This is a genomic window from uncultured Oscillibacter sp., from assembly GCF_910584465.1.
Classification (GTDB): Bacteria; Bacillota; Clostridia; order Oscillospirales; family Oscillospiraceae; genus Oscillibacter.
This window is the reverse complement of the sequence record NZ_CAJUBK010000022.1, coordinates 1-25,659: the sequence shown is the minus strand read 5'-3', so window position 1 is coordinate 25,659 and position 25,659 is coordinate 1. Positions and strand designations below refer to the sequence as shown.

Sequence of the window (25,659 nt, the reverse complement as noted above, 5' to 3'; positions counted from 1 at the left end):
CTCAGCCCTCCAGCGGCCGCAAAAACCGGGCGGCGGCCCAACCGGCCCGCTCTCCGGTGTGCGCCAGCTCCCAGCCGGGGACCGTCACGCCCTCCGGCAGGTCCAGCACCGTGACCTCTGTGCCGTCCGGCAGGACCTCCAGCACGTCATAGCTCAGGGAGGGCCCCATCCGGAGGTTCAGCCCCTTGGGGGACCGGACCGCCGCCCGGCGGCCCGGTCCCCCCGGCGCGGCCTGTGCCTCGCAGCGGCCGGCCTCCTCCGGGACGGTTTCCGTCCCGGTCTCCGGGCCGTTTTCGGGGGTCTCCGGCGCCGCCGTCCCGCCCGCGGCCGCGGGCAGGAGCTCCCCGTCGGCAGGGGCAGCCGTTCCAGGGGCCTCCGGGACGGCCGCGGCCCCGTCCATAGGCGCGGGCGGCTCCGGAGGGGCCGTCCCCTTCCCCTTCGGCGTCTTCGTGGCAGTCCTCGTGCTCTGCTTCGCCATAGCGTCCTCCTTCCTCAGCCCGCGGCGCCGGTGCCCATCGTGGCCTTGAACGCCGCCTTTTCGTCCATCGTCACCGCCGTCATCCGGCACAGCCCCCGCAGCTCATAGCTGTCCGTGGCCCAGGCGTCGCCGCCGATGTCCGTCGCCGCCATCTCCAGGCCCTTGCGGACGAACAGCGTCCCCAGGGCCTGGAACTTGCCCACGTAGATGGGCGTCTTGCCCTCCGGGCCGGGGATCAGATCGTTGTCCCCATAGGCCACCTGCCGCCCGTTCAGGCGGTACACGCTGGGGTCCGCCGGGTTGGGCACCAGCAGGGACCGGCCGTTCTTGTCCTCCCAGCCGTCCATCTCCGCATAGCCGTCCTGGTTGGTCAGCAGGACGGCCCCCATGCTGTGGGCGGTGTTCAGCTTCTGGATCATGGCCCGGCGCAGGGTCTTGGCCTCGCCGCCGGCGGGGAGGGGGACCTCCGCCTCCAGCTTCGACAGCAGCTCCAGCAGCAGTGTGTTCTTGGTCAGGATGTACTTGGGCCCGAACCAGCCCGCCAGGTACTGGAGGAGCCCCGCGGTGTTGTCCTCCAGCAGCTCCCTGGACACCGGCAGGCGGTCGCCGTACTTCTCCACGGTGTAGGTCACCTTGTCGAACTTGGGCTGGTCGTCCCTGCCGATGGTCCCCATCTCCAGGATCTTCGGCAGGGGCTTCCGCTTGCCCTGTTCGATGGCCCGCCAGCCGGAGAGGGCCCGCACCGGCTCCACGGTGAAGAAGCGGCTCAGGTCCAGGTATTCCTTCTCGTACTCGTGGATCATGTCGTCGAACTCCGCCGGGACCAGGAAGCCGCCGTCGGAGCCCTCCGGCGTGCCGCCGGTCTCCGTCAGGGCCTTGGTCAGCGGGGCGAAGTCCTCCACGCCCCACGCCTGGCGCACCTTCACCCCGCCCCGCAGGGCCTTGGTGAAGGCCGCGGCGTACTCGTTGCTCCGGCGGATATCGTCCACCGCCTTGCCCTTGGCCTTCTCCTCCCGCTGGGCCAGGAAGTTGGCGTGCAGCCCCTTCATCCTCCCGTCCGCCTCGTCGAAGCGGCCCTCCTCGGCAAGCTGGGCCTCGGCGGCGTCGATCTCGGCGTTCATTTTGGCCACCTCGGCCAAAAGATCCCTGTGGGCCTCGAAGTCCTTCTTCGCCAGGAGGCTGCTGCCCTCCTTCAGCTTCTCCGCCCGGTCATGCTTCAGCTCCAAAAGTTCCTGATACGTCATCCCTCGCATCCTCCATATCGCAGTTTTTCCTGTTCCTGCATGGCCCGCGCCAGCAGGAACGCCTCATCGCCGCCATCCTCTGCCGGATCGGGCCCGTCCTCACCGCCGTAAGATTTGACCACCCCCGCCCCGGGCTGGGACGGGACCGCTACGAGGGAACACTCGAAAGCGTCCCGCGCCTCGTCCAGCTCCACCATGCAGGTCTTGCCGTCATAGGCCCGGCCCGGGACGTGCTCACAGCGGCGCTCCGCCTTGTCCGTCCCGCAGATGGAGCAGACGGCCTTCCCCATCAGACAGCCTACGGAAGCCTCCCGCAGGATGCCCGCCTCGATGGCGGCGATGGTATCCGCCGTGGCCTCCGTCCGGGGCATGTAAGCCCGCAGCACCAGTCTGGCGTCCTCCCCCTGGGGCTCCACCTCCGCCGCGTAGATCCGGGCGGTCTGGGTCCCGGCGCTCCACTGGTGGTCCCGCAGCACCGGGCGGCCCACGAACCGCGCCGCCAGTCCCTCCAGGGCCTTCCGGGAAAAGCGCTCGTTGTCCCGGTCCGGCCTGGTGTCGCAGGCCGCCAGCCGGAAGGTGAACACCTCCTCCGCCGCCAGCGGGCGGAGGGTCTGCCGGTTGATGAGGGCGAGTTCGCCCTCGCTCACCGCCTGCTCCTGTACGCAGGCGGATTTAAAGATCTGGTCCATCATCCTCTCCCTTCCGTTTGCCGCCTCATCGCCCGGAGACGGCTCAGCTCCGCGAAAGCCTCCAGCGGGATATAGTTCAGGCTGGAATAGTACTGGTCCCCGCCGGGGATACATCCCATGTCCTCCAATCCCCGGATCTCGTCCGCATTCAGCGCCCCGAGCTCCCGCATCGTCCGGTACCACGCCGCCTGGGCGGCGGAGTCGCCCTTGAGGAAGACCTTCAGCTCCCGCTTGATGCGAAGCGCCTCGGCCCGTTCGCCGGGCAGGAGCAGCTTATAGCTGTCCTCCTGCCCCCATTGGGTCTCATAACCCAGGAGCGTGTAATTGACGTACTCGATGCCGTTCTGCTCGTTGCTCTCATAGCTCTGCTTCCCGGCGTAGACCAGATGCAGGGGCACGCCGAAGAACCGGCACAGGTCCGCCACCCGGACCTCGTTGCTCTCCACGAACTGCGCGTCGGTATTGCTCATGGAAATGGGCTGGTACTTCAGGCCCAGATCCAGCACAGCCAGCCGGAAGGCGTTCCCCGGTCCCCGGTGGACGGCCTCCCAGGACTTGCGCAGCTGATCCTTGGGGTCCACCAGGGCCTTGGTCCCGTCGGGCTGTTCCTGCAAATAGGGCCTTCCCAGGTCCGCGTCGGTGGTCAGGATGCCGCAGGGCTGGCCGCCGCTGAGCCAGGTGGAATTTTCGTACTGCTGGGCCGCCCTGGCGGTGGCCAGGGTCATGGAGGCCCGCTTCAGGACGCTGACGCCCTCCAGGCCGTCCTCGCTGTAGGCTTTGTAGTGCAGCACATCGTCCGGCCGCAGCGCCGTCCGCTCCCCGGTCACGGGGTGGGTGAAGGAATACCACAGGCGCCCGGCCGGGTCCACCTGAATGGACACATAGTCCGGCGGCAGGGGGATCAGCTCCCGGGGGTGGCCGGAGCTGGGGTCCCGTTCGATCCAGGCGTAGGCGTTCCCCCGGAGCAGCTGGTTGCAGAGCATCAGCCGCTGGTAGTCGAAGGTCGTCATGGCCTCGTTGGCCCTCCCCCAGAGGATGCGCCCCAGGCGGTGGTCCGCCAGGCGCTCCTTGGTCCGCTCGTTCATGATGTACACCGGCAGCACCGCCATGGAGGTGGAGAGCACCTCCACGCACCGGTTCACGGTGGAGACCTTCATGGCCTTGTCTCTGTCTCTGGAGATGTCCCCCTCGCCGGTCAGCCACCCGGCGGGGTCGTCCAGGGTCAGCGTGCGGACCACGCCGCCGCCCAGGCTCTTCCGGGGGCTGGCCCGGCATCTTCCCGCCGGGTCTGCCGAGGCCAGTCCCGCTGGGCCGAGGCTGGCCCGGCATCCCCTCGCCGGGTCTGCCGAGGCCGGTCCCGCTGGGCCGAGGCTGTCCAATGTCCGGCCGGCCCGGGCCAGGCCCTTCCGCAAGCTCACTCGGCATCCGCTCCTTCCTCGGCCTCGCCGCCCCAGAGGGACAGCACGGCCCCGGCGATCATCAGCCCTCCGCCCGTGATCAGCCCGGCGGGCAGGCAGATCAGGCCCGCGCCCACCGCCACCAGCGCGGCCCCGCCCAGCAGGGCCAGCTCCGCCAGGTGTCCCAAAAGTCCGTTCGCGATCTTCCTCACGTCAGCACCTCCTTACAGGTGATAGTCTCTCGTCCGCATCGCCTCCGCCAGATCCGGCGGCTGGTTTCGGGCGATCGTCCAGACCGCTATGACGATGATGGACGCCACCGTCGGGTCGATCCGCCCCGGAGAGCGGTTTTTCAGCGGCTTGATGTTCCCGTTCCCGTCCACGTGGCACCGCACGTTGCCGAAGGTCCAGCGGAAGCAGGTGTTGTGTACGTGGAGCAGCTGCCGCGCCTCCATCATCGTGTCCATCTCCTTCATGGCCGGGCTCATGTTCTTCAGGTCCTGGGGGACCTCGATGGTGGTCACGTGCTTGGAAAGCCGCTGGGTGATGGTCCGGCTGAGGTAGGGGTCGAAGCCCACCATCTTGAGATCATAGCGCTCCGCCGCCTCCCGGATGGTCCGCTCGATATCGTCGTAGTCGATGATGTTCCCCTCGCACAGCCGCAGGAAGCCGGCCCGCTCCCAGTCCCGATAAGGGACATGGTCCCGCTTCTCCGCCTCCTCCACGGTGTCCTTGGGCCTCCAGATATGAGGGACCAGCACCGCCGCGTCCAGCCCCGGCTGAGGCGGGAACAGCAGCACGAAGGCCGTCAGGTCCCGGGAGGTGGAGAGATCCACGCCGCCGTAGCAGGTCTTGCCCCGCAGCTGCTCCAGCCAGGTCTCCCGGTCCGCCTTCCGGCTGGGGCCCCACTGGCACTTGTCATAGAGCGTCAGCGGCAGCCAGCCCACGGCCTTGGTGGAGATCCACTGGTTCAGCCGCAGCCAGCGGAACAGCTTCTCCGCCGCCTCGCTGAGCTTGGCGTCCCTGGCCTCGATGCGGATGTTCCGCAGGGACAGGTGCTTCCCCAGGGACGGGTTGCAGAGGGACCAGACAGTTTCGTCCCAGATGTCTACCTTGGCCAAATCGTCCGGGTCGTCTCCGAACACCGCCGTCAGGCCGTAGAGGATGGGGAGCCAGTTGGGGAGGTCCCGTTCCAGCAGGGCTCCTTCCGCCTCCGAGAGGTCCGCGTCCTCCACATGCCGCAGGGAAAGCACCTGCCGGGGATCGCCGCCCTCAGCCCGGATGCGCCGGAGCTGCCGGGCGTCCCGGACGGCGACGGCCTTCTCGTGGATCTCCCAGCCGATGGACAGCCGGTCCGGGTCGTCGCCCGCGGTGGTCAGCACGATCCACACAGGCTGTTTCCGGCCGGAGCCCGCGCCGGCGGTCATGACGTCCCACAGGTCCCGGCTGGGCTGGGCGTGGAGCTCGTCGAAGATCACGCAGCTGGGCTTGTACCCGTGCTTGCTGTATGCCTCGGCGGAGAGGACGGCCATGATGCCCACGGTGACCCAGGCGTGACCGCCGTGCTTGCTGTATGCCTCGGCGGAGAGGACGGCCATGATGCCCACGGTGACCCAGGCGTGACCGCCGTTCTTGCTCCGGACCCTCCGGCGGTACTCGATCCGCTTTTGGGACTTGCTGACCTTCAGCTCGCCCCTGGCGATCATCTTCGCCGTCCAGGGGGCCGTCTCCAGCATGAACACCGCCGCCCGGAAGACGATGCCCGCATTCTCCCGGTCCGCCGCGCAGACGTAGACCTCGGCGTTCAGCTCCCCGTCTCCGAACAGGTGGTAGAGGCCCAGGGCCGCCGCCAGCTCGCTCTTGCCGTTCTTCTTGGGGATCTCCAGGTACAAGTACCAGTACTTCCGCAGGCGCTCCCCCGTATCCTCCTCCATGGTCCCATAGAACTCCATGAGGGCGCTGCGCTGCCAGTCGTAGAGGCAGAAGGGCTTCCCGGTGTCGGTGGTGGGCAGCCGGGAGACGAAATCGCAGACGAACCGGCCGGCCTCCTGGTCAAAGACTTCCGCCACAGGTCAGCTCCCCGCCTTCTCCATGGCCGCGTCCTGGCGGGCCCGCAGGCGGCGGGTGAACTCGTCGTCCTCGTCCGGCGGGGCCCCCGCGGCATTGACCAACGCCGCGGGCACCACGATCCGGCAGCGGGAGGTGACGGACAGGCCCATGGACTCCGCGCACTGCCGGGCCTGGCGGAAATAAGTCCCCTGGACGCCGGTCCACTCCCGGGCCAGTTTTTCATCGTCCGCCCGGATAGCCGCCGCGGCCTTTTTGTCCGCCTTCAGCCAGCGGTCCCGGGCCAGGAAGTACTGGGCCAGCACGTCCCGGTCCAGCTCGGCGTACAGACCTGCCGACAGGAGGATCTCGCCCACCTCGTGGAACTCCTCGTGGAGCCGCTTAGGCAGCCACTTGGGCGGCGAGGCCCGATCCGGGGGCGGGACATGGACCTCACGGTCCAGCCGCTCATCAGTCTCCGAGCGGCTCAGGTGCTTCCGGCCTTTGGCTTCCACCAATGCGGTGGGCTGTCTTGATCCCGGCATATTTTCAGCTCCTTTCGGCAGGGTCTCGTGGGATTTTCGGCGGACCTATAACCCGGTGGGGAGAAAACCCCACATGGAGGGGGCCTGGCGGTATTGCGCCGGTCCGCCGAAACTTTCTTGACCGGGGCGGGTCCGCAAGGATCCGGGCGCATCAGGCGCACAAGTGGCCCGCGCGCCCAAGGCTGGGCCAGGGCCCGGCCTCAGCGGCGCCGCTTTTTCCTCCGGTCTTGCCACAGTTCCCGGGCCGTTTTGCGGCTGTGGCAGGAGTGGCAGAGGCTCTCCAGGTCCCCCGGGTCCGTGAAGACGGCCCAGTCCCCCTTGTGGTCCCGGATGTGGTCCACGTCGGTGGCGTACCGGCGCACGCCCCGCCGGGCGCACTCCCGGCAGAAGGGCTCCGCCAGCAGCTGGTCTCCCCGCAGGCGCTTCCAGTCCTCCGTCCCGTACATCCAGCGCCACGCCTGAGACTCCGCGCTGCGCCGGTCCTCCTTCGGCGGCTGGTGGGCGGCGCAGTACCCGTCGGAGACCAGCACGCCGCACCCGGGATGGCGGCAGGGCCGAGGCGGTCTCATTGCCATGGGCTATCACCTCCACGCAAAACGAAAACGCCAGGACCCACGATGCAGCCTTGCTGGCTGTTCATGGGCTCTGGCGTTTGACGCTCTGGCCTCTCTCGATATCCAGGACGATCTCCCGGCGGCAGGTCCGGCAGTAGACCGGCAGGCTCCGCGCCTCCGTGCTGTCGTCGATCCGCAGCAGCCGGTGGTTCCGCTTGCATACCGGGCAAGTGATCCATCCGTCCTTTATGAGCAGTGTAGCACGATCTCCTCCGCTGTGCAATAGGTTCGCCTCCTATTTTTGTAAAACGTGTCAGATATTCAACTACATTCCAAGATAGAATCATTGATTTAAAATAAAAGTCCCGTTTTCTGCTCGATGTACCAGGCGTAATAATAGGCTCCGAACTCGTTTTTCACGTCGTTCCGCCCGGATATCGAAACGTTGTCCGGGATCTCGATCGCGCCGGACTCATCCTTCCACCGCTCCGGCGGCGGCAGCTGTGCGTTCAGGCTCCGGCTGCAGTTCCACAGCTTCGCCCCGATGGGCAGGATCAGGCCGTCTGTCGCCTCTTTGTTGAAGTACTTGGCCGTCCGCCGGTAGCTGTCATGAGGGCCCCGGAGCAGGGGCTCGTCCTCTACGTTGCCGTACTTCCAGAGATAGCGGATCACCGCCGGCGGGAAGTCACCGTAGCGGAGGACGATGTGGAGGTGATAGCGGTGGTCCCCGTGGCGGCCCTCCACCAGGTAGATGTAATCAAAGGGCCCGCCCTTCCACCGCCGGAGCCGGGCGAGGAAGGCCCGCCAGACCTTCCGCACGTCCTGGAACCTCTCCGGAAGGGACTCCGGATCAAAGCTCAGGTCGTACCGGGTCCCCTCGAACCAGAACAGCGCCAGCCGGAGCTCCAGCCGGTCTACCCGGGTCCGGCAGACGGAGGAATCCCGGGGCGGACGGAGGATCTTGTTTTTCTCCGTCCGCTCATAGTGGCTGTCGTTTGGACTGAGACGAGGCCGCAGGGCCCGGCACTCCTTGACGAGGGGGCCCGCCCTCTGTCTCGTGCAGTACCACATCGGGGCGAGATCCACGCCATCCCGTTTCCCGCTGCCGCGGAAAGCTCCGTCCTGTTCCTTTGCTCCTCCTTTCCCCGCCGAGACCGCTCCGCTGGGTCCCGGCGAGGGGCCCGAAAAACCGCTCACGGCTTCGGCCTCCTGTCCTCCAGGCCGCAGCGGTCCGGATCGTTGAGACAGGGTTCCCGGCAGCGGTCCCGCTTCCGCTCCACACAGTCGGCGCAGCAGTACCGGCCCCCGCGTTTGTCGCAGCGGAAACGGGAGCACATCCGGGGTTTCCGTTTCTTAGACTGCCGCGCTTTTGGCAGGGCAGCGGCTCGTCCCGCACTCATCCCACACGTCTCCTCCCCTCTTCAAAATAGGCGAGCAGTGCCCTCCGGCACTCTTCGCCTGACTCCGCGTCCCGCCCCTGGATCTTCATCCGCAGGCCGAGCATCTGCTCCAGGAGCGTCATGGACCGATCCAAAAGCCGCCGGAAGGAAGCCAGGTCCCCGTCGGGGCCGATGGCGGACGGCGCGCCGGACTTCACCGCGGCGTCCAGCTGCCGCCGGACCTCCGCCAGCTCCGCTTCCGCCTTCTCAGCCCGAGAGAGGATGGCGGCGCGGTCCGCAGCCTGTCCCTTCAAGCCGGCCAGGGCCCTCTCGGCCTCTTCACGCTGCTTTTCGGCAGCGTCCACCTTGGCCTGCATCCCGGCGGCCGCCTCCGCCCGGGCTTTTTCCACGGCCTCCCGGTCCACCTCCACCGCGACCTCCACGGGACGGTCCCGCAGCTCCTTCAGCTCGGCCTCGGCCTTGGCCAGGGCCTCCCGGGCCTGAGCCTCGCCCTCCTGGGCGGCGCGGTGGATCTCGGTCAGGGCCTTCAGGTCCGATCCCATCTTCGCCCGGCTCTCCTCGGCGGTCCGGGCGTCGGCCCGGGCGGACTCCGCCTCCCGGCGGGCCGCATCCCGCTCCCGGATGGCCTTCTCCAGCTCCCGGGAGGTCATGTCCACCACGTCGTTCTCCGCCATGAACGCCTCCCGCTCCCCCGGGGGCAGCGCCAGGAGCGTCAAGGCTTTGGCGGCCCCCAAATCGGCAAGCGCTTGCCGATTTGTCCATTCCCGGGCAAGCCGCATAAAATTGCGGGCAGTACGCTCTGAAAACTCCACCCGCTCCTCCAGCCAGGGAAGCCAAGCGCCGTGAGGAAGCATTTCCTTTGCCTCGATCAGCCGCTCCCCAATGCCGAGGATGGCGCTCCCGGCGTCCTGCTTCAGCCGGACGATCTCCGTGGTGATGGTCTCGATGTCCCTCGCGGCCCCCGCCGCGGCGGACCGGTCCAGGGTGGCGGCGTATTTGGAGATATCAAACGCTTTCTTCATGCCCCGGCTCCTCTCCCAAATACTCCCGGACCCACCGCCGGTAGTCCCGGGCGGCGGCGCTGCCGGGGCTGTAGCAGACGATCGGCTGGCTGGCGAAGGTGCTCTCCGGCATCTTCTCCGTCCGCCGGATGACCGTCTTGAACATGGGCAGGTCCATCTGCCGGACCAGCTCCACGCCCTGCTTCACCACCTCGCTGTTCCGCCACTGGAGCACCAGCACACCGGCGATCTCCGGGGCCGCCCGCTGGAGGCTCTCCAGCTGCGCCTTCATGTCCATCATGCCGCGAAAAGAGAACCCGTCAATCACCAGGGGCACCACCACCTCGTCGGCGGCCAGCAGGGCCGAGACGCTGGAGAGCGTGTAGCCCGGTGGGCAGTCGAAGATGAAGTAGTCCGTCTCCCCGTCCTCCTCCACCGCCTCGCGGAAGCGCCGCAGCGCGCCGGTATCCCGCAGTCCGTCCCGGATGGCGATCAGGTCCAGGTCATACAGCGCCGGGGAGCCGGGCAGGAGGGCCAACCCCTCCCGGATCTCCGTCAGGTTTGCCCGCCAATAGGGCTCGTGGGTCCCGGTCAGGACCTCCGCCACGGTGCCGCCGTCCTCCGGGTCGAACTCCGGCAGGAAGAAGCGGGTCAGGTTCACCTGCCCGTCGCAGTCCGCCAGGACGACGCGCTTGTGGTAGTCGCGGACCAGGATGTCCGCCAGGTTGATGGCGGTGACGGTCTTCCCGACCCCGCCCTTGTTGTTCATGATCGCTATGGTTTTCATAGGCTGTCCTTTCAGCCGCCGGGAGGCGGCGTGGGTATTGTTCAAAACGGCACGTCATAGTGCTCCCCTGTGAGTTCCGTCATTTTCACCTGCCCCGCGTTCTGTTCAGCTTCTTTCTTGGCCTCGGCCTTCCGGCGCTTCTCCTCAAGGGACCGGAGGATGGCGCGGCATACCTCCTCCGGCATAACGGAGAACGTCTGCTTCTCGCCGTCAAAATCCAGAGGCCAGTCGCATTGAAGGCCCTCCTTGTTTTTTCCGATGGTCAGCCAGCGCGCCTTCTTCTTGGCCAAATCACTCTTGGGCTTGGGCTGGTAGATCAGGAAGATGACGTCCGCGTCCTGCTCGAACTGGCCGGATTCCTTCAGGTCATGCATATTAGGGACCCGCCATTTCCCCTGGTCCGGCCTGGTCAGCTGAGCCAGCTCTATGATCAGCGTCCCGGAGGTCTGCGCGAACGTATGTAGATCCCTGGACACAGAGGCCATCTGTTCGCTCCGCATCGTCCCTCGGGGCGTCTCCGGCTTTATCAGCTGCACGTAGTCGATGAAAATGATATCGAAGCCATACGCCTCACTGGCGGACTGGATATCCGCCGCCGTCATGCCCGGCGTTTGGATCACCCGAAAGGAGCGCTTGGAAAACTGTCCTGCTTTCTCCGCCAGACACGTCCAGTCCGCCTCGGGGATCGTCCGGTCCTTGATATCCGGCAGACGAAGCTGGGCGGCATGGGCCATCAGCCGGTCCCGGAGCTTTTCCTTGTTCGTCTCCAGAGAGAAAAAACCGACCTTGTGCTTGGCCGCCATATGCCACGCCATCTGAAGGGCCAAGCAAGTCTTGCCGTCGCTGGGATAGCCGCCCAGGATCACGACGTCTCCCCGCTGGATGTAGGTCCCCTTGTCCAACGTTGACAGGCCGAAGGTGATATATTCCGGCTTCGGCGCTTCCGGGTCCTGGCTCTGGAAAAAGCTCTCCAGCAGCTCCGGCATGCCCCAGGAGTCCAGCTTCCGGCCATCGGAGAGAAGCTGGCCCAGCTGGGCGTGGTCCCGGCGGCAGTCCTCCAGTGTCTGCGAGGCGGCGAGGGAGCGGCCTAGATCCGCCGCCTGCCGCAGGATCGCTTTTTCCCGCATGATCTCCGCGTATTCCCGCCAGTTGGCGGCGGTGGGCGTGATCTCCATGAGCTGGAGCAAATAATCGCCGTACTTTCCGCCGCAGCACTCCCGGAGCGTCACGCCGTCCACCGGCTTTCCCGCCCGGAACAGATCCCGGGCGGCCTGGTACAACTCCCGGTTGACCGGAGACTGGAAGTCCTCTTCCCGGACGGCGGATAAAATGGCCCGGATGCCGGCCTTGTCCTCCTCCGCGCCGACAATGAGCAGGGAGCCCAGGACGGCGTATTCCGACTCCAGGGAGGCTGTCAATCCTTTCGTCACCGCCATCCGAACCGCTCTCCTTCCTCCTCCGGGGGCTCTGGGCCGTGGGGCGCCTTCGGCGTATCCGTCCAGCGGGCGTTGTTCAGCCAGGTCGCGGCGTAGGGGATGCCCACGCCCTCCCGCCAGCTTTCCGAACGCACCTGGGCCTGGAGGGCCTTGCCCATGGTGGCGATCAGCGCGTCATCCGGCTGGAGCTTGTCCCAGGCCCGGACCGCCCCCTGGCGGTCCTCCCCCCGGGCGTGGGTCCGGTAATACTCCCAAAACGCCTCGAAGCGCTCCGGGTTCCAAGCCGGGACAGACTTGTCCTTTTTGCGCCCCTCGCGCCGCCCCCCTTTGGGGGGTATGGGGGGTATATTTTCTAGTTTATCTTTTCTACCTATTAAACAACTGTGAGGAATTTCACGAGGGTCATGCAAGATATTGCACGAGGGGGTGAAATTTTCTTCATGAGGGTCCGGCAGGGCTTCGCCGGAGGGAGGAGGCGTTCCTCTGCCCGTAAACAGGCCGCAGTAAATATACCGCCGCTCCACCTCGTTCGTCCCTTCGGCGCGCTGAACGGCTACCAGGATATAGCCCCTCTCCTGGAGCTGCCCGAGCATCTGCTGGACCCGCCGCTTGGACAGGTCCAGCTCTGCCGCCAGCGTCTCGTTGGAGGGCCAGCAGTATCCATCCCTGTGCGCCATGGAAGACAGCACCAGGTACAGCAACTTCGCCGCTGCGGTCAGCTCCTTGTCATGGAACACCTCGCCGGGGATCACGCCCCAGTAGCTTCTCTGGTCCTCCATCCTCTCACCTCTCTATCCAGTCGATCAGGCGGAACAGCTGGCCGGTCAGCCAGCCGGTCCCGATTACGGTCAATGCGAGTACCCATCCGGACATGGGGGGCACCTCCTCCCCCGTCCAGATTGGGGCTTGCATTCTGCCGAGGATTTGATATAATATTTTCGTAACGAGTTCTCGGCGCAAGCCCTGGACGCGACTGCTCGAAGGTGCCAGCCTTCGGGCGGTCTTTTTTTGTCGTCTTCATTCGTTTTTCCCTTCTTTTTCGCTCAGGGGATGTCCATCAGGACCCATCGATGAGCCCTTTCCCTCATGCGGACCCGGAGGCCCCCTTTTTCAGAGCATGGTTCACGTAGACCTGGAGGATCCGCTCGTCCGCGGCGGCCTTGTCTGCCGCGGTCATATCCCGGCAGCAGGTATCCATGATGTAACAGGTACAGCCCTCGGTCTTCACGATCTTACGGCAGTCCTCCATATTGGGGACAAAGGGGAACGGGCCCAGTTTCGGCATATGTATCACCTCCCTCAACTCTACGCCGGCGGGAGCTCGTCCTATGTGCTGCGGCCTGCCGCCAGGCGGACCTCGGTAAATGCTTTGGTCAGCTCCTCAAGGTCAGCAAGGATCAGATCCAGGTCCGGCCTCTCGCTTTCGTCGATGACGTTGTCCTCCGCGATCTCCATGAGCCGGTGGTCCGGGCGCTTCTCCAAAAACCGCTCCATACGGTTAAAGCACCGCATCACCGCTGTCTGCAAGCTGCAATCCTCCACCGTCGGCAACAGAGCCGCCGCTACCTGGGAGGTGCGGCACAGGTGGTCATAGGCGAGGAAGTGGTTGGAGTAGAGCGCGTCCATACGGACGGCGAGGTCGTCCGGGGGGGACACCTCCCCGCTCTCGTATCGGGCCAGGGCCCGGACGGAGCAGCCCAGCAGCTCCGCAGCGTGTTCCTGGGTGTGGCCTGCCAGCTCCCGGCAGGTCTTGTAGATGTTCCGGCCATCCTCCGGCATGGCGCGGGCCTCCTTTTTGGGGTAGGATAGTGATGTGGGATCAGGCGCTGCCGCGGCCCATGAGATAGTCTATGGAAACGTCGAACACGTCGGCTAATTTCCGCGCGTTCTTCCAAGAAGGCTCATTCAAGCCATGTTCCCACTTAAACACCGCCGGGTGCTTCACGCCGACACGCTCCGCCAGTTCTTTCATGGTCATGTCGTTCTGAACCCGCAGGAGCCGGATATTATTCATTGCGCTCCTCCTTTCGTTTTTCTTGAAACTTTGGGATAAACATGGTATATTGTCCTTGTGGTTGCTGTCGGCATGGTTACACTATATCAAGCCATAGCTTGATTATCAATGCAAAATCAAGTTATTACTTGATTTTTTCGGCTTTGCACAAAATCGAGGGGTATTGCTTTATGTACGTTACACAAGAGATCGCCGAGCGTATAAAGCTGCGCGCCAGGGGAAAAAAGGTCACTGTGCGCACCCTTCTCTCTGACTGCGGCATGAATATCAATGCCATATCTGAGTTTTCCAAAGGCAAGCAGCTCTCCTGCATCAGCCTCGCCAAGATCGCCGACTACTTGGACTGCTCCGTGGACTACCTGCTGGGCCGGACCGATGTGCCGGAGGTCAACCGGCAAAATCACACGTGATTGGAAAGGGAATGTATTTCCGCCAGCTCTTTTCTGATTTTTTCCAGGTCAGTGGTTGTCTTAGCCATTTGCCTCACCTCCATTCCATCAGATTTATCTTCCGTGACGGTATGGTTACACTATAAATCAGATTATTTCTGATTGTCAACACAATAATCAGGATAATTCTGATTATCTATTAATGTCACAAATCGGGGGTGTACTTTTTGGATATTTCTGCTAATAATTACGCTGATATTCGTAGCAGAATCTTTGAGGCTTTAGAAGAATCTGGTATGTCACAAAAAGAATTTGCTTTAAGAATGAATGTTGCGCCTCAAACAGTTACAGATTGGAAGAAAGGGAAAAGTGCTTCTTTTGTTAGAATGGGTACTATGCTTTCGATGGTTCTGAATGTATCTCCTGCATGGCTTGTATTTGGAGAAGGAGAAAAGTATCTGTCAAAAGAAGAGAACTTAAAGCTATTAAAATCGCAAATAAACTATGATGTGAGTATGCTCCGTGACACTATAGAAGTGTTTACTAAGGCCAATCCGGGCTTCAGTTTTCTTGGCCTTATGGTAGCGGCAGCCTACGACCAGGCGGACAAAGGCACCCAAGCCGCCGTCCGCAAGCTCCTGGATGTGAACGAAGTCCCCCAAGAGTCCGGGCGTACCAGCGAGGCAATGTGATCACGCCCCTGTGCTGGGGCAAAAAATAAGCCGGCGCTCATGCTGGACGCCGGGGAACTCTTGACAATTTCATTATGAGCGGTTATACTAAACATAGAAAGGGCGCTGCCGGTAGACGGTTGGCCCCCTTCATGAGTTACAAAGAAGTAACCGCTGGTTGAGGAGCCGGGCGGTTACTTCTTTTTATTGACCGCAATGAAGAGGCCGATAATGCCGATGATAACAAGCGTGTACTGAAACAGTTCACTGTATGTAACCATAAGCCGCCCCCTTTCCGAAGATCAGAGGGCAAGAAGCCGCCCCCTGTCAAGAGGGCCAACCGTCCGCCGTTACTGGCAGCGCTGAAAGATGATCCTTTCCTGCGTTCGAGGATATCACGATCTTCAGCAAAATGCAATATCGTTTCCAGTTGTCAGGAATCCCATCCTTGTACCCCGGGCGGCCTCGACGACGCTATACTGGACTTGGCCCGCAAAGGCGTGGCTTCCCTGTCCAGCAGGTATCCTGTCTGGTCATTCACTTGTCCTATGGATCTATTTTCTGTCCGTGAGGTTACTATAGTCCAATCGGGTTATATTTGTCAACAGTTTTATAGCCCTATCGGGCTATATTTGGAGGGATGCACGATTGTTCACGGAGTGCTTTAGAGAAATCTTACAAAGCAAGAACATTACAGGCTATCGAATAGCTAAGGAAACAGGTATTTCCCAAGGGCTGATGGCTTCTTATATCCGCGGGGAGAAAATTCCAACTGTAAATAATCTTGTCAAAATAGCCAACTTCTTGGACTGCTCTATAGATTACTTGCTGGGGCGAACTGACAGACCAGAGGTCAATAAACAAACCGTATCCAAATCGAACATTGATCTGCAAAAGCCTAACCTTTCGGATGTTGAAGGTTAAGCGAAAATAAATAAAAGGGTGGTGGGTATGGAACGTTACGATTTTATTACAATTGACTTCGAAACGGCAAATCATAATTATGATAGCGCTTGCTCTATTGGTATTGCCGCTGTAAGAGACTCTGAAATTGTAGACACCTATTATTCCCTCATCAAGCCCAATTCAGAATTTGACTCTGGTAATATTCGAATTCACGGAATTACGCCAGAAGATGTCAAACGCGCTCCGACTCCTTACGATGTATGGAGGGATATATTTCATTTTTTTGGACACTATGCAGTACTCGCCCATAATGCTTTTTTCGATATGTCCGTACTAAAACGTTCATTTCCATTTATCTACAATACTGATTTCAAATATATTGATACCGTCTCACTTTGTAAGGAATTTGTCCCGGGGAAAAAGAGTCTAGTGAACTGCGCAAACTTTTTTAACATTAATCTTGGCCAGCATCACAATGGATTGGATGATGCAATAACATGCGCAAAATTGGCTATTTCATGTATTGAATCTTCCCAATGCAAAAACTTAGGTGAGTTATGTTTTTCCTTACCAAATGTAAAAATCTATCAATTTTCAGACTTGAATCCTTCTGTAGCTACTGAATTTCACAAAGAAAAACGTATTCCAACTTATAGTAACATTCGCCCCTGCGATATAGAAAGGACAGCGGATATTTCTTCCATTGACCCGAAAAACCCGTTTTTCGGAAAAACCATTGTCTTCACCGGCGATTTGTGCATGAGCCGGGCGGAAGCTATGCAGGCCGTCATAAACATGGGAGCGTCCGTAAAAACTTCCGTATCCCGAAAAGTCGATTATCTTGTAGTAGGAAAACAGGATATAAGCCTCGTCGGAGAGGATGGCACAAGCACCAAAGAGAAGAAAGCCGCCGAGCTGAATTGGAGTGGAAAGGCCCATATCGAAATTCTCCGTGAAAGTCAATTCCTGTCAATCATGCAACGGGAGGTTTACGATGGACGATTTTAATCAAACTTCCCTCTTTCCCAAAACTGAGAAAGAACTTGGGATGGAACGGGAAGAAGCATTTTTCAAACAGGCCCTTCCGCTTCTTCAAGAGGCGGCGAAGTCCAGAAATGCCAACCCGGAGGATATTACTTACGAAGTTTTGTCTACATACAGTTCCCTTAAATTTCGTTCTTCCCTTATTTGCAAGCTGAAGCTGCGCGGGAAAAAATGGTACATCTCTATCCCTGGCCGCCTGCATGAGGTCATTCCTGAAGGCACAGAAACAACTCAAATCGCGTCCGAAAAGCATTTTTTCAGAATCGCATTTGACCTGCTAACCGAAAACGACGTCCCCTCCCTCATGGAGAAGGCCACGCTTCTGGCCATTGAGCTGGTCCCCAAAGAGTTCGACTGCTGCTCACATTACGAGGAATGCAGTGACGCAAAAGTATGCGTCCATCCCGACCCCTCGTTTTCCATGCTGTGCGGCTACCGCAAGATTTTGAAAAGTGGGCGGATTTTCTACGGAGGAAACCGCAATATTGACTGAAAATGAATTCATCCAAACTTCGACGCAAAAGAGAGGCGTCCCCACTGGGGCGAAGTGCGAATTCATAAGCCAGAAGTGAATAAAACGCCTCCCAGGATGGGCGGCGGCTTGACGAATCAATCGCCTGGTCCTGCTGGCGGAAGAACATCAAAACCTGTTGGACACTCTGGCCCCCAAGGACTGTGTGAAGGCGCCGGAGGAGGAAGCAGGCACTCTGAAAACCGTAATCCGCCTGCTGGTCCACGATGTGGCGGAGCTGAAAAAGGCGCAGTAAACATGTGTCCGGCATGGACACATCACGAAGGAGGTCTCCCCTATGCCTCGCCCTCATGTGATCCAATGGCCCGACAACGGCTTTGGCGTCCAGATCCCCGTCAGGTTCCTGGAGCAGATCGGCGTGCGGGGGGACGATGAGGTGGAGCTCTCCTGCCAGGGGGACCGGGTCGTCATCCGCAGGACCTCCGGCCGGCGGCGGGAGGCGGAGCGCGATAAATGAACCGATATCCAAATCGAACATCCAGGAGGACGCATATGGAAACCAAAGAAACGCTTACCGCTGCCTTTGAAGAACTGAGGGATAGGATCGCCCTGCATATAGAATACCTGGATACCATGCCCCTCCAAATGCAGGCCGCTTTGTACGATGCTGACCTAGATGGGCTGGTCGAGATCCTCCGACGGCTGGATGAATTTATGGAAATAAAGCTTTGTAAATAAAAACCGCCCCGGCTAGACGGCTCCGGGGCGGCTTCTCGCAGGAGGCCCCGCCATGAAACAATACCTCATGTACCTCCGCAAGTCCCGGAAGGACCGGGACCTGGAGCTCCAGACCGGCAGCTTCGATACCCTCCAGCGCCACAGGGACACCCTCCTGGCCCTGGCGAAGCAGCGGGGGTACTCCATCGCCCACATCTACGAGGAGGTCGTCAGCGGCGATTCTATCGCCGACCGGCCGGAGATGCAGAAGCTCCTGGCCGCAGTGGAGACCGGCGCTTTCGAGGGCGTGCTGGTCATGGAGGTCCCCCGCCTCGCCAGAGGCAACACCAGGGACCAGGGCGTGGTGGCGGAGACCTTCCAGTACAGTGGCACGAAGATCGTCACTCCGGAGAAGATCTATGACCCCGCCGACGAGGCGGATGAGGAATATTTCGAGTTCGGCCTCTTCATGTCCCGCCGGGAATACAAAGCCATAAACCGCCGGCTCCAGCGGGGCCGCATGGCCTCTTTGTCCGAGGGGAAGTATATCGCCGGGACGCCGCCCTACGGCTACCGGAAAGTGAAGCTCCCCCACCAGAAGGGCTATACCCTGGAGCCCGTGCCCGAAACTGCCGATGTGGTCCGCGAGATCTTCCAGCTCTACACCCTGGGGGATCCGCAGCCCGACGGCGGCCGCAAGCCCCTCGGGAGCTATGCGGTCGCGAACCTGCTCAACGCCCGGGGCATCCTCTCTCCCGGAGGCGTCCAGTGGTCCGCCGCCGCCGTGCGGGACGTGCTGAAGAACCCCACCTACGCCGGGTATATCCGCTGGTCCTACCGCCCCGATACCAAGCGCATGGTGGACGGCAGGGTGGTGATCAGCCATCCGGTGAACCAGGACACAGAACTGAGGAAGGGCGTCCATCCCCCGCTGATCTCGGAGGAGACCTGGACCGCAGCCAGGGCCATGATGACCAGCCGCGGGCATGCGCCTGTCCCCGGCAGCAAAACGATCTCGAACCCCCTGGCGGGGCTGCTTTACTGCTCTGTCTGCGGCCGTTCTCTGGTGCAGCTGCCCCAGGGCAGCCACGGCGCGCCTATGATCATGTGCCCCACCGCCAAGTGTCCTACCGTTGGCAGCCGCCGGGATGTGGTGGAAGACGCCCTGTTGTCCGCCCTGGCGGAGTGGCTGGAGGCGTACAAGGTCCGCGCCCAGTCTGATGCGGGAGCACGAGGGGACGATGAGGCCGTCCACGATGCGGAGCGGAACATCGCCAAGGCCCGGAAGCAGTTGGATACGCTGAACAAGCAAAAAGGCAGTCTGTACGACTTACTGGAGCAGGGGCTTTACAGCAAGGATGTATTCCTTGAGCGGTCCCGCGTCCTGGCCGCGCGGATCACGGAGACGGAGCGGCAGATCGAGGCCCTGCGGACGCACCTAGGCGCGCTCAGGCGGGCGGAGTTGACACGGAAAAGCGTGGCGCCCAGCATCCAGAACGTGCTGGATGTGTACGCCACGCTGGGGACCCCCGCGGAACAAAACGCGCTATTGAAAACGGTAGTGGATCACGTCGTTTATTTCAAGAGTCAAGGCGGTGCCTGGCGGGAAAGTGATATGCGGCTCTATGTGTATCCGAAGCTTATGGCGAAAGAATTACTTATAACCTGATTGGTCGTATGTGTATCCCCACTCATAGGATGGCCGAAGTTGGTACACCCGCTGAAACCCATGCAAATCAAGGACTTGCGGAACAATATCTACACCCGAATCGGTCTCTTTATTTTAGCTGTGTTTATGGACAAGCAATTATTTGATTTCAAAAGGGTGCGACTACCAAATCGCACCCTTTTGCATTTAGAAATGGAAAGGAGGTCCAGCCATGTCAGAAATCATTCTGTCAGACTATCTCTACGGTGACGAAACCGCACAATCCGCATTCTTCAAAATGCCTCGCCAGCTTTTTGACGTTCCTTACTTTAAGCGCCTTTCCGTAGCCGCCAAGCTGTTGTACGGTATGCTGCTGGACCGCATGAGCCTGTCCGCGAAGAATGGCTGGCATGATGATGCCGGATGGGTCTACATCTACTACACTGTGAAAGAAGTGTGTCAGGACATTGGCTGTGGCCGGAACAAGGCCATGCGGCTGCTGGCAGAGCTGGACACCGTGAAGGGCATTGGCCTGATTGAGCGAATCAAACAAGGCCAAGGCAAGCCGGATAAAATCTTCGTCAAGAAAATATCTGTCCACGAGGACACTGAAATACCCAACACGGTAGAAACTACCTCTGTTGCGCCCGTTTCAGAGGCCGATTTTTCCGACGTGCAGAAATCGGAAATTCTGACTTCAAGAGGTCGAGAAAACCGACTTCTAGGGGTTTCAAAAGCTGACCCTAATAAGACTAATAAGAATCAAACAGAGTTTATTCAAATCAATCTATCCATCCCTTCGCACCGACCACCAAGGCTGGAGGGGATAGATCGATACGAGCAGAGAGAAGCAAATAGGGGATTTATACGGAGGGCAATCTGCGCTCCGCTGTTGTGCTGGACTTCTTCAGGAAAGACAAGCCTATCTGAAAACCAGCCTCCCGGACGAAGCCCTAAACCGGCGCCGCTTGCAGCGCAGTCCCAGCAAGTATGTCGTCTGTTAAACAGACGACCCTTGTTAGGGGGGAGTTCCCCCTAATACCCCCAGCGAAATGTGTCTCACGGTGAGACATAAAACATGGTTTCTTTTTTAAGATTTGCACCGAAATCTTAATAGTATCGTTTATTGCTTGGAGTATTGATATCTGCTCTTGGTACCAGTTTAAAAGCACCGCGTATATCCATGGCTTCTAAAATCTAATATGGGTGTCCACCAATATGCCCTACTAGAACCTTTTCTCCTTTCCCAACAATGGAATCTTTCCACGAAAAGTAGATTCGCAGGTTGGAATCCCGGCGAAGCAATTTAGTGTGTGGCGAACAAAGAACAGATTTTATCTGAATATCCTGATTGTCGTGAAGGTAGGAAAAGGAGAAACTTAAAAATTGATTGTGGTCAGAAGTATCCATACTGCAGGCTAGCACCTTCGATCCCAGGACTTTACACATTTTCTCTGTATTGGGAGCATATTCTCTGTATATTTCCAGGGCTTCGTCATTTAATACGCCAAGATCATGTATAATTGCTTTCCGTACATCCACTGTCTCAAAATGGGTAATTCCTCTCATCCCTGTTTCAATATCCTCCGAAAAGATAATATTTGGAAAGCAAGTTTTCATAAAAGTAGAAAAGCCGTCATAGGATTTGATTTTTATAAGGATATCTTCCCTTAACAAGAGCATACAGAAGCACAACAAACTAAATGGGCTGTCAACCTTACACAAAGCACCGCTTCCGCTAAAAAACGGAGCGGTGTTTTTGTCTGTCCTCTGGTCACCGTGACTAGAAGTCCCCCCGCCTGTTTTCTCCGTTCCGTCCATGGAGGCTCTGCTGGATTTATCCCCCGTCGCCGCGCCACCCATAGCACAGCCGGGGCTGCCTGTCAAGGGCAAAGCCGCCGCTGCGCGGCGGTGCTCCGCACCCTTGACAGGCTGTCCCGGTTGTGCTACCTCCCAAGGCGCGACGGGGGATATATCCTCCAGAGCCGCCCCCTTTCCCTGGATAGGGAAAGGGCGGGGGGATAGGGTCGAACCGCTTCTCCTCAAACTGCTGCCTTTCCACGGCTGATGTGTTGAAAATTAGCAATCTCAACGCATTGCACCGCAAAGGTTTCCAGCCCTGGTTTCATAGGGGCCGGTATCGTATCATTCCCCAGTCCCGATTTATCGAAATACTGTCAACATTTGAATTTATAGGAGGTATCTATGAGTAGCAAAAAATCAGTGGCTTACGGCTCCGAAAGTCAGTCAACAGTCGTTGCAGGAAAGAAACGTATTCGGAGTACATCGGTTTGTGTCTGGCTGTCCCAGGATGAACAGGCAAAAATCCGGGGGCGTATGGCAGATGTGGGCATCCACAACCTTTCGGCCTATATGCGGAAAATGGCTCTTAACGGCTATGTACTTCATGTTGACCTCGCTCCTGTCAAAGAAATCGTCTCCCTGCAAAGGCGGTGTGCAAATAATCTCAATCAGATAGCTATCCGGGCAAATACCCAAGGAGGAGTTTACCCCAATGAAATCAAGGCCCTGCAAAAAGATTATGCGGATTTATGGGAACCGCTCTCTGAACTGTTGGAGAGACTTTCGGAGATAGTGACGCTGTAAGCGCATAAGGCCCAGGAGCGTTAGCGACGGGGCCGCAGACAGGGGAGCTTCTGGTCACGGTGACCAGAAGCTCCCGGCGGGTTTGGGGGCACCCCAACAAGCATTTTCGCAAGGCGAAAATCGCAAGTGTTATACACTTGCCCTGCTTGCCAAGAGTGTGTTCACTGGAAATGAAGCCAAAAATAGGAACAGCGATTTTGCTATGTAACAATCTTCCCTTGACATGGGCAAGAGGAAATGTTACAATTCATATTGCGAATATAAATAACGAATATTCGCAATATGAAATCGCAAGAGAGGAGGACATATCAATGCCATCAAAACCTGTTCTTTCAGATGCTGATAAAAAGGCGATCCGAAAGAGGCTGGGGGAACTGTGCGAGGAGTGCTGGATTGCACACGGTTACAAAAAGACCAGCATCAAAAATCTGTGTGACAATGCAGGCATCTCCATCGGCACATTTTACACGCTATACCCCACAAAAGAAGATTTGTTTTCGGAAACCATTGAGCGCATCGAAAAGAGGCTGACCGAGAAAGTCCTTGCCATCAACAGGAGCAGTCAAACCAAGGAGGGGTTTGCTCAGTCCATGAAAGAACTGTTCCGGGAGTATGACAGCAAGCCATTTTTGTATAATGTCAACACACCGGATTTTCAGTCTTTTGTGACAAAGCTCCCAGAGGAAACCATTCAAAAAATCAAGTTTGATAGCTTTGAATTTTTCAAGCAGGCTGTCCAGGCCGCAGACCTCACCTTGAAGATTGAACCGTCCCAGGCATACGGGATTTTGAGTGCGCTGCTGTCAACCATCAACGCAAAGGAAACGCTTGCTGTTACCTGTGACTATTTCGCCGTCTTTGACCGTATGGCGGATATTCTTGTAAGTAGTATCTTTGAGTAAAGGAGCTTTCATGGAAACATTCGAGTACAAAACTGTCACTGTGGACTGCAAGGACATGGAACATTCCCAGGACACGCTGACCACGCAATTAAACCGCTGGGGCAAAGAGGGCTGGGAACTGGTGTCCTCCCTCACCCACCCCTACCTGGGCAGCTCGCAGTATTCTCTTGTGGGCCTCGCCCATCGGGTCACGCTGATTTTCAAGCGACTGAACCAATCCGGGGAGGCGGCGCAGGCATGACCTATGCAGTTGAAACCCGCCACCTGTCCAAGACCATCGACGGCAGCCCCATACTGAACGATATAACTATGAGTGTGAAACAGGGCGAGATTTACGGCTTTTTAGGCGCAAACGGCGCGGGAAAAACCTCGCTGATGAAAACCCTCTATCACATCATCACCCCGGACGCCGGAACAATCACCCTGTTGGGGGAGCGCGTTGAGAAGGGAAACTACCCTGTTTTCTCCCGGATTGGGAGCATCATCGAAAGCCCCGTTTTTTATCAGCATTTGAGCGCCCGTGAAAATCTGGAGCTGCATTGCGGCTACATGGGCGCAGGCCATGAACGCATCGGGGAAACACTGGCGATGCTGGACCTCTCGGACACAGGCGGCAAGGCGGTGGGGAAGTTTTCTTTGGGCATGAAACAGAGGCTTGCCCTTGCAAGAGCCTTTCTGACAAGGCCGGAGCTGCTCATTCTGGACGAGCCAATCAACGGTTTAGACCCCCAGGGTATTCTTGAAGTCCGGGAACTTCTCCGGCAGATCAACCGGGAGTACCACACGAGCATTTTAATCTCCAGTCATATCCTGGACGAACTATCCAAAATCGCGGACACCATCGGTATCATAGACCACGGCTCCATGCTTGCGGAAATATCCATGGCGGAGATTGCGAAAAAGGGCATGAACCTTGAAACCTACTATCTGGAATTGCTAGGAGGGAGTAAAAACGGTGTTAAACCTCATTAAGCTGGAATTGAAAAGGGTTTCTCTCAAATCACATTTCATCGGACTGCTGGCCGCAAATATCGTGATTGCCATGTTGAGTGCGTTTACATCCTCGCTCTTGAAGGCAGGCGGCGGGGTCGCTGTGACCGGCCTGCCGCCCGCGCAGTTGGATACATTGACGCTGGCAACCATGCTTGTCCGGGCTACGCTGATTGTTTGGGAGGCAGTCTTGATTTCGGTATTTATCGTGGAAGAATACCGAAACAAAACGATAAACCTGCTCTTTACCTATCCTGTCCAGCGTGGGAAATTGATTGCTGTGAAAATCATTTTGATATGCGGCGTCATGCTCCTGTTTCACGGGCTGTCCGGTGTTTTTCAATTTGCCTGCTTATCCCTTGCAAGCAGGTATTTCCCCTTTGTCACCGTCAGCCCCGCAAATCTGATGACACAAGCCATCACTGCTTTGTCGGCTGTTCTGCTGGGTCTGCTCCCGCTCTATATCGGCATGATAAAGAAGTCCACGATTGCGACCATCGTTTCATCTTTTGCAATCGCCGCCATCGTTTCCAATTCCCAGGGCGGTGGCGCGGGACTGATGTCCATTCCGATTGCGGCTATCGTGTTTGGCGTGATCGGTGCGGGCTTTTCCGCAATCGCTGTCCACAAAATGGTTTCTTCTGATTTGAGAAACTGACAGAAAGGAGGCGGCTATATGAATTTTCCCATTCCCAGCTTTATCCCCGTTCCCGGTGCGGAAACGATGCAGATTATCTCAATCGTTTCGCTGATTGTCGGCATCTGCGTTACGGTCGTGGGGGTGCTTTTCCTGTTCTTGAATAAGAGAAAAGGGAAAGAGAAGAACACGCTTGCATGGATTTTGATTTGTGTCGGCGTACTGCTCATAGCCAATCATGGCATACAACTGATTTTCAGGAGGTAAGACAATGGTAAAAGAAGTCAATCATGCCTGCGAAAAGCTGAATGAAAAGCTGGGGGTTTCTGTATCGCTCCCTAACCCCAAAAAGAAAACGCTGAAAGCGGCCTCGGTGTGCAATTTTGCTGTCGGCGCTGGCCTGGTCGCAGCGGGCATTGTGCTCCCGTCCAAGTGGTGCGCTGTGCTGGGTGGCCTCGGCATTATCAGCAGCGTTGTACTGCGCCACGAAAGCGGCGGCAGGAAAGATGAACAGTGATACCGCCAAGGGAAGTTTTGAATGGCTGCTATGCCCTGTGTGCGGCAGTAAGACCCGTATCAAGATGCGTTCCGATACGCAGCTAATAAACTTTCCCTTGTTCTGCCCCAAATGCCGGAAAGAAACGCTAATCCGTGTAGAAAAATTCAATGTTTCAGTTATCACAGAGCCAGACGCACAGACGCAGAGCCGATAACACGCAGATGTAAAATGCGGTTATCGGCCCTTTCTTTTGAAAAGACACGGCAACCGTCAAGGAGGCGTTGTCGTGTCTTTCTGTTTTACTCACTCCCCTGATCTGTCAAAAAAAGCCCTCGTTCTCTAAAGGGAAATCCCACCCAAAACTGCGAAAATTGTAATATTCAGTCGCCCAGACACGTCCGTATAGCCTTGCGCTGTGCGGACGTGTTTCTGTTCTGGAGCTTCTGGTCACCGTGTCCAGAGGCCCGCTACCGCTCCCCGCCCCTCCATTTCGATCTGTCCCTTTCCGCCAACATCGAAATGGAGGTTACATATGACAACCATCAAATTAAACCGCTACTATCCCCACCTGACCGAAAATATCACC

General features: G+C 58.7%; 36 protein-coding genes. 17 read left to right on the top strand and 19 right to left on the bottom strand.

What is annotated here, in order from left to right:
* Position 1 precedes the first annotated feature (1 nt).
* The 18 genes from QZ332_RS07180 to QZ332_RS07095 all read right to left on the bottom strand — a co-directional run bounded on the left by QZ332_RS07180 (position 2) and on the right by QZ332_RS07095 (position 13,591).
* Positions 2 to 478 (bottom strand): SH3 domain-containing protein, encoded by a 477-nt coding sequence (locus QZ332_RS07180; protein ID WP_295764152.1) that lies wholly within the window; start codon positions 476 to 478, stop codon positions 2 to 4.
* A 14-nt stretch (positions 479 to 492) separates the two neighbouring features.
* A complete protein-coding gene (locus QZ332_RS07175) occupies positions 493 to 1,722 on the bottom strand; it encodes a phage major capsid protein (RefSeq protein WP_295764151.1) in 1,230 nt (409 codons plus the stop codon).
* Positions 1,719 to 2,411 carry a hypothetical protein gene (locus QZ332_RS07170; RefSeq protein ID WP_295764150.1) on the bottom strand — a complete coding sequence of 231 codons (693 nt, stop codon included), beginning with the start codon at positions 2,409 to 2,411 and terminating at the stop codon, positions 1,719 to 1,721. Before QZ332_RS07170 ends, QZ332_RS07175 begins: the two co-directional genes overlap by 4 nt.
* Positions 2,411 to 3,829: a phage portal protein gene (locus QZ332_RS07165; RefSeq protein ID WP_295764149.1), complete on the bottom strand. Its 1,419-nt coding sequence runs from the start codon at positions 3,827 to 3,829 to the stop codon at positions 2,411 to 2,413. Before QZ332_RS07165 ends, QZ332_RS07170 begins: the two co-directional genes overlap by 1 nt.
* Positions 3,826 to 4,020 (bottom strand): hypothetical protein, encoded by a 195-nt coding sequence (locus QZ332_RS07160; RefSeq protein WP_295764148.1) that lies wholly within the window; start codon positions 4,018 to 4,020, stop codon positions 3,826 to 3,828. Before QZ332_RS07160 ends, QZ332_RS07165 begins: the two co-directional genes overlap by 4 nt.
* Positions 4,021 to 4,032: 12 nt before the next feature.
* On the bottom strand, positions 4,033 to 5,877 hold the full coding sequence (locus tag QZ332_RS07155) for a terminase large subunit (RefSeq protein WP_295764147.1): 1,845 nt from the start codon (positions 5,875 to 5,877) through the stop codon (positions 4,033 to 4,035).
* Between the two features lie 3 nt (positions 5,878 to 5,880).
* Positions 5,881 to 6,399, bottom strand: coding sequence for a P27 family phage terminase small subunit (locus QZ332_RS07150; protein WP_295764146.1), 519 nt, complete (start codon positions 6,397 to 6,399; stop codon positions 5,881 to 5,883).
* Positions 6,400 to 6,599: 200 nt separating this feature from the next.
* On the bottom strand, positions 6,600 to 6,974 hold the full coding sequence (locus QZ332_RS07145; RefSeq protein WP_295764145.1) for an HNH endonuclease: 375 nt from the start codon (positions 6,972 to 6,974) through the stop codon (positions 6,600 to 6,602).
* Positions 6,975 to 7,035: 61 nt separating this feature from the next.
* Positions 7,036 to 7,236 (bottom strand): cysteine-rich KTR domain-containing protein, encoded by a 201-nt coding sequence (locus QZ332_RS07140; RefSeq protein WP_295764144.1) that lies wholly within the window; start codon positions 7,234 to 7,236, stop codon positions 7,036 to 7,038.
* 68 nt (positions 7,237 to 7,304) lie between these two features.
* Positions 7,305 to 8,039: a hypothetical protein gene (locus tag QZ332_RS07135; protein WP_295764143.1), complete on the bottom strand. Its 735-nt coding sequence runs from the start codon at positions 8,037 to 8,039 to the stop codon at positions 7,305 to 7,307.
* Between the two features lie 107 nt (positions 8,040 to 8,146).
* The gene (locus tag QZ332_RS07130; protein ID WP_295764142.1) at positions 8,147 to 8,290 is read right to left on the bottom strand and encodes a hypothetical protein; all 144 of its coding nucleotides are present in this window, start codon (positions 8,288 to 8,290) and stop codon (positions 8,147 to 8,149) included.
* Between the two features lie 59 nt (positions 8,291 to 8,349).
* Complete coding sequence (locus tag QZ332_RS07125; RefSeq protein WP_295764141.1) at positions 8,350 to 9,375, bottom strand: DUF3102 domain-containing protein; 1,026 nt, start codon at positions 9,373 to 9,375, stop codon at positions 8,350 to 8,352.
* Positions 9,359 to 10,141, bottom strand: a complete 783-nt coding sequence (locus QZ332_RS07120; RefSeq protein ID WP_295764140.1) for a ParA family protein — start codon at positions 10,139 to 10,141, stop codon at positions 9,359 to 9,361. Before QZ332_RS07120 ends, QZ332_RS07125 begins: the two co-directional genes overlap by 17 nt.
* A 41-nt stretch (positions 10,142 to 10,182) precedes the next feature.
* Entirely contained in the window at positions 10,183 to 11,577 is a 1,395-nt protein-coding gene (locus QZ332_RS07115) for a replicative DNA helicase (protein WP_295764139.1), read from the bottom strand.
* Entirely contained in the window at positions 11,568 to 12,356 is a 789-nt protein-coding gene (locus tag QZ332_RS07110) for a helix-turn-helix domain-containing protein (RefSeq protein ID WP_295764138.1), read from the bottom strand. The genes QZ332_RS07115 and QZ332_RS07110 overlap by 10 nt, the downstream gene beginning before the upstream one ends.
* 305 nt (positions 12,357 to 12,661) lie before the next feature.
* Entirely contained in the window at positions 12,662 to 12,862 is a 201-nt protein-coding gene (locus tag QZ332_RS07105; protein ID WP_295764137.1) for a hypothetical protein, read from the bottom strand.
* Between the two features lie 41 nt (positions 12,863 to 12,903).
* Entirely contained in the window at positions 12,904 to 13,356 is a 453-nt protein-coding gene (locus QZ332_RS07100; RefSeq protein ID WP_295764136.1) for a helix-turn-helix transcriptional regulator, read from the bottom strand.
* 40 nt (positions 13,357 to 13,396) lie between these two features.
* The gene (locus QZ332_RS07095; protein ID WP_295764134.1) at positions 13,397 to 13,591 is read right to left on the bottom strand and encodes a helix-turn-helix domain-containing protein; all 195 of its coding nucleotides are present in this window, start codon (positions 13,589 to 13,591) and stop codon (positions 13,397 to 13,399) included.
* 41 nt (positions 13,592 to 13,632) lie between these two features.
* Between QZ332_RS07095 and QZ332_RS13800 the strand changes: the two genes are divergently transcribed.
* The 9 genes from QZ332_RS13800 (at position 13,633) to QZ332_RS07050 (ending at position 20,477) form a co-directional block, all read left to right on the top strand.
* Positions 13,633 to 14,001 carry a helix-turn-helix domain-containing protein gene (locus tag QZ332_RS13800; RefSeq protein ID WP_367116654.1) on the top strand — a complete coding sequence of 123 codons (369 nt, stop codon included), beginning with the start codon at positions 13,633 to 13,635 and terminating at the stop codon, positions 13,999 to 14,001.
* A 206-nt stretch (positions 14,002 to 14,207) separates the two neighbouring features.
* A complete protein-coding gene (locus tag QZ332_RS07085; protein WP_295764132.1) occupies positions 14,208 to 14,672 on the top strand; it encodes a helix-turn-helix transcriptional regulator in 465 nt (154 codons plus the stop codon).
* A gap of 627 nt (positions 14,673 to 15,299) precedes the next feature.
* The gene (locus QZ332_RS07080; RefSeq protein WP_295764130.1) at positions 15,300 to 15,575 is read left to right on the top strand and encodes a helix-turn-helix domain-containing protein; all 276 of its coding nucleotides are present in this window, start codon (positions 15,300 to 15,302) and stop codon (positions 15,573 to 15,575) included.
* Between the two features lie 27 nt (positions 15,576 to 15,602).
* Positions 15,603 to 16,565 (top strand): exonuclease domain-containing protein, encoded by a 963-nt coding sequence (locus QZ332_RS07075; RefSeq protein ID WP_295764128.1) that lies wholly within the window; start codon positions 15,603 to 15,605, stop codon positions 16,563 to 16,565.
* Positions 16,552 to 17,094, top strand: coding sequence for a hypothetical protein (locus tag QZ332_RS07070; protein WP_295764126.1), 543 nt, complete (start codon positions 16,552 to 16,554; stop codon positions 17,092 to 17,094). The genes QZ332_RS07075 and QZ332_RS07070 overlap by 14 nt, the downstream gene beginning before the upstream one ends.
* Positions 17,095 to 17,410: 316 nt before the next feature.
* Positions 17,411 to 17,590 carry a hypothetical protein gene (locus QZ332_RS07065; protein ID WP_295764125.1) on the top strand — a complete coding sequence of 60 codons (180 nt, stop codon included), beginning with the start codon at positions 17,411 to 17,413 and terminating at the stop codon, positions 17,588 to 17,590.
* A 35-nt stretch (positions 17,591 to 17,625) separates the two neighbouring features.
* The gene (locus QZ332_RS07060; protein WP_295764123.1) at positions 17,626 to 17,811 is read left to right on the top strand and encodes a hypothetical protein; all 186 of its coding nucleotides are present in this window, start codon (positions 17,626 to 17,628) and stop codon (positions 17,809 to 17,811) included.
* A gap of 52 nt (positions 17,812 to 17,863) precedes the next feature.
* Complete coding sequence (locus QZ332_RS07055) at positions 17,864 to 19,459, top strand: recombinase family protein (protein ID WP_295764121.1); 1,596 nt, start codon at positions 17,864 to 17,866, stop codon at positions 19,457 to 19,459.
* A gap of 211 nt (positions 19,460 to 19,670) precedes the next feature.
* Positions 19,671 to 20,477: a replication initiator protein A gene (locus tag QZ332_RS07050; RefSeq protein WP_295764120.1), complete on the top strand. Its 807-nt coding sequence runs from the start codon at positions 19,671 to 19,673 to the stop codon at positions 20,475 to 20,477.
* Between the two features lie 158 nt (positions 20,478 to 20,635).
* Here the strand turns inward: QZ332_RS07050 and QZ332_RS07045 are convergent, their stop codons facing one another.
* Positions 20,636 to 21,301 carry a hypothetical protein gene (locus QZ332_RS07045; protein ID WP_295764119.1) on the bottom strand — a complete coding sequence of 222 codons (666 nt, stop codon included), beginning with the start codon at positions 21,299 to 21,301 and terminating at the stop codon, positions 20,636 to 20,638.
* Between the two features lie 342 nt (positions 21,302 to 21,643).
* On the opposite strand from QZ332_RS07045, the gene mobC reads away from it, so the two are divergent.
* From mobC to QZ332_RS07005, 8 genes are all read left to right on the top strand, one after another.
* On the top strand, positions 21,644 to 22,045 hold the full coding sequence (mobC, locus tag QZ332_RS07040) for a plasmid mobilization protein (protein ID WP_295761962.1): 402 nt from the start codon (positions 21,644 to 21,646) through the stop codon (positions 22,043 to 22,045).
* A gap of 311 nt (positions 22,046 to 22,356) precedes the next feature.
* Entirely contained in the window at positions 22,357 to 22,947 is a 591-nt protein-coding gene (locus QZ332_RS07035; RefSeq protein WP_295764118.1) for a TetR/AcrR family transcriptional regulator, read from the top strand.
* A gap of 10 nt (positions 22,948 to 22,957) precedes the next feature.
* Positions 22,958 to 23,188 (top strand): DUF4177 domain-containing protein, encoded by a 231-nt coding sequence (locus tag QZ332_RS07030; RefSeq protein WP_295764116.1) that lies wholly within the window; start codon positions 22,958 to 22,960, stop codon positions 23,186 to 23,188.
* Positions 23,185 to 23,919 carry an ABC transporter ATP-binding protein gene (locus QZ332_RS07025; RefSeq protein WP_295764114.1) on the top strand — a complete coding sequence of 245 codons (735 nt, stop codon included), beginning with the start codon at positions 23,185 to 23,187 and terminating at the stop codon, positions 23,917 to 23,919. The genes QZ332_RS07030 and QZ332_RS07025 overlap by 4 nt, the downstream gene beginning before the upstream one ends.
* Positions 23,903 to 24,595 (top strand): ABC transporter permease, encoded by a 693-nt coding sequence (locus QZ332_RS07020; protein ID WP_295764112.1) that lies wholly within the window; start codon positions 23,903 to 23,905, stop codon positions 24,593 to 24,595. Before QZ332_RS07025 ends, QZ332_RS07020 begins: the two co-directional genes overlap by 17 nt.
* Positions 24,596 to 24,613: 18 nt before the next feature.
* Positions 24,614 to 24,841, top strand: a complete 228-nt coding sequence (locus QZ332_RS07015) for a hypothetical protein (protein WP_295764110.1) — start codon at positions 24,614 to 24,616, stop codon at positions 24,839 to 24,841.
* A 4-nt stretch (positions 24,842 to 24,845) separates the two neighbouring features.
* Positions 24,846 to 25,091: a hypothetical protein gene (locus QZ332_RS07010; protein WP_295764109.1), complete on the top strand. Its 246-nt coding sequence runs from the start codon at positions 24,846 to 24,848 to the stop codon at positions 25,089 to 25,091.
* Positions 25,081 to 25,287, top strand: a complete 207-nt coding sequence (locus QZ332_RS07005) for a cysteine-rich KTR domain-containing protein (protein ID WP_295764106.1) — start codon at positions 25,081 to 25,083, stop codon at positions 25,285 to 25,287. Before QZ332_RS07010 ends, QZ332_RS07005 begins: the two co-directional genes overlap by 11 nt.
* Positions 25,288 to 25,659: the final 372 nt, after the last annotated feature.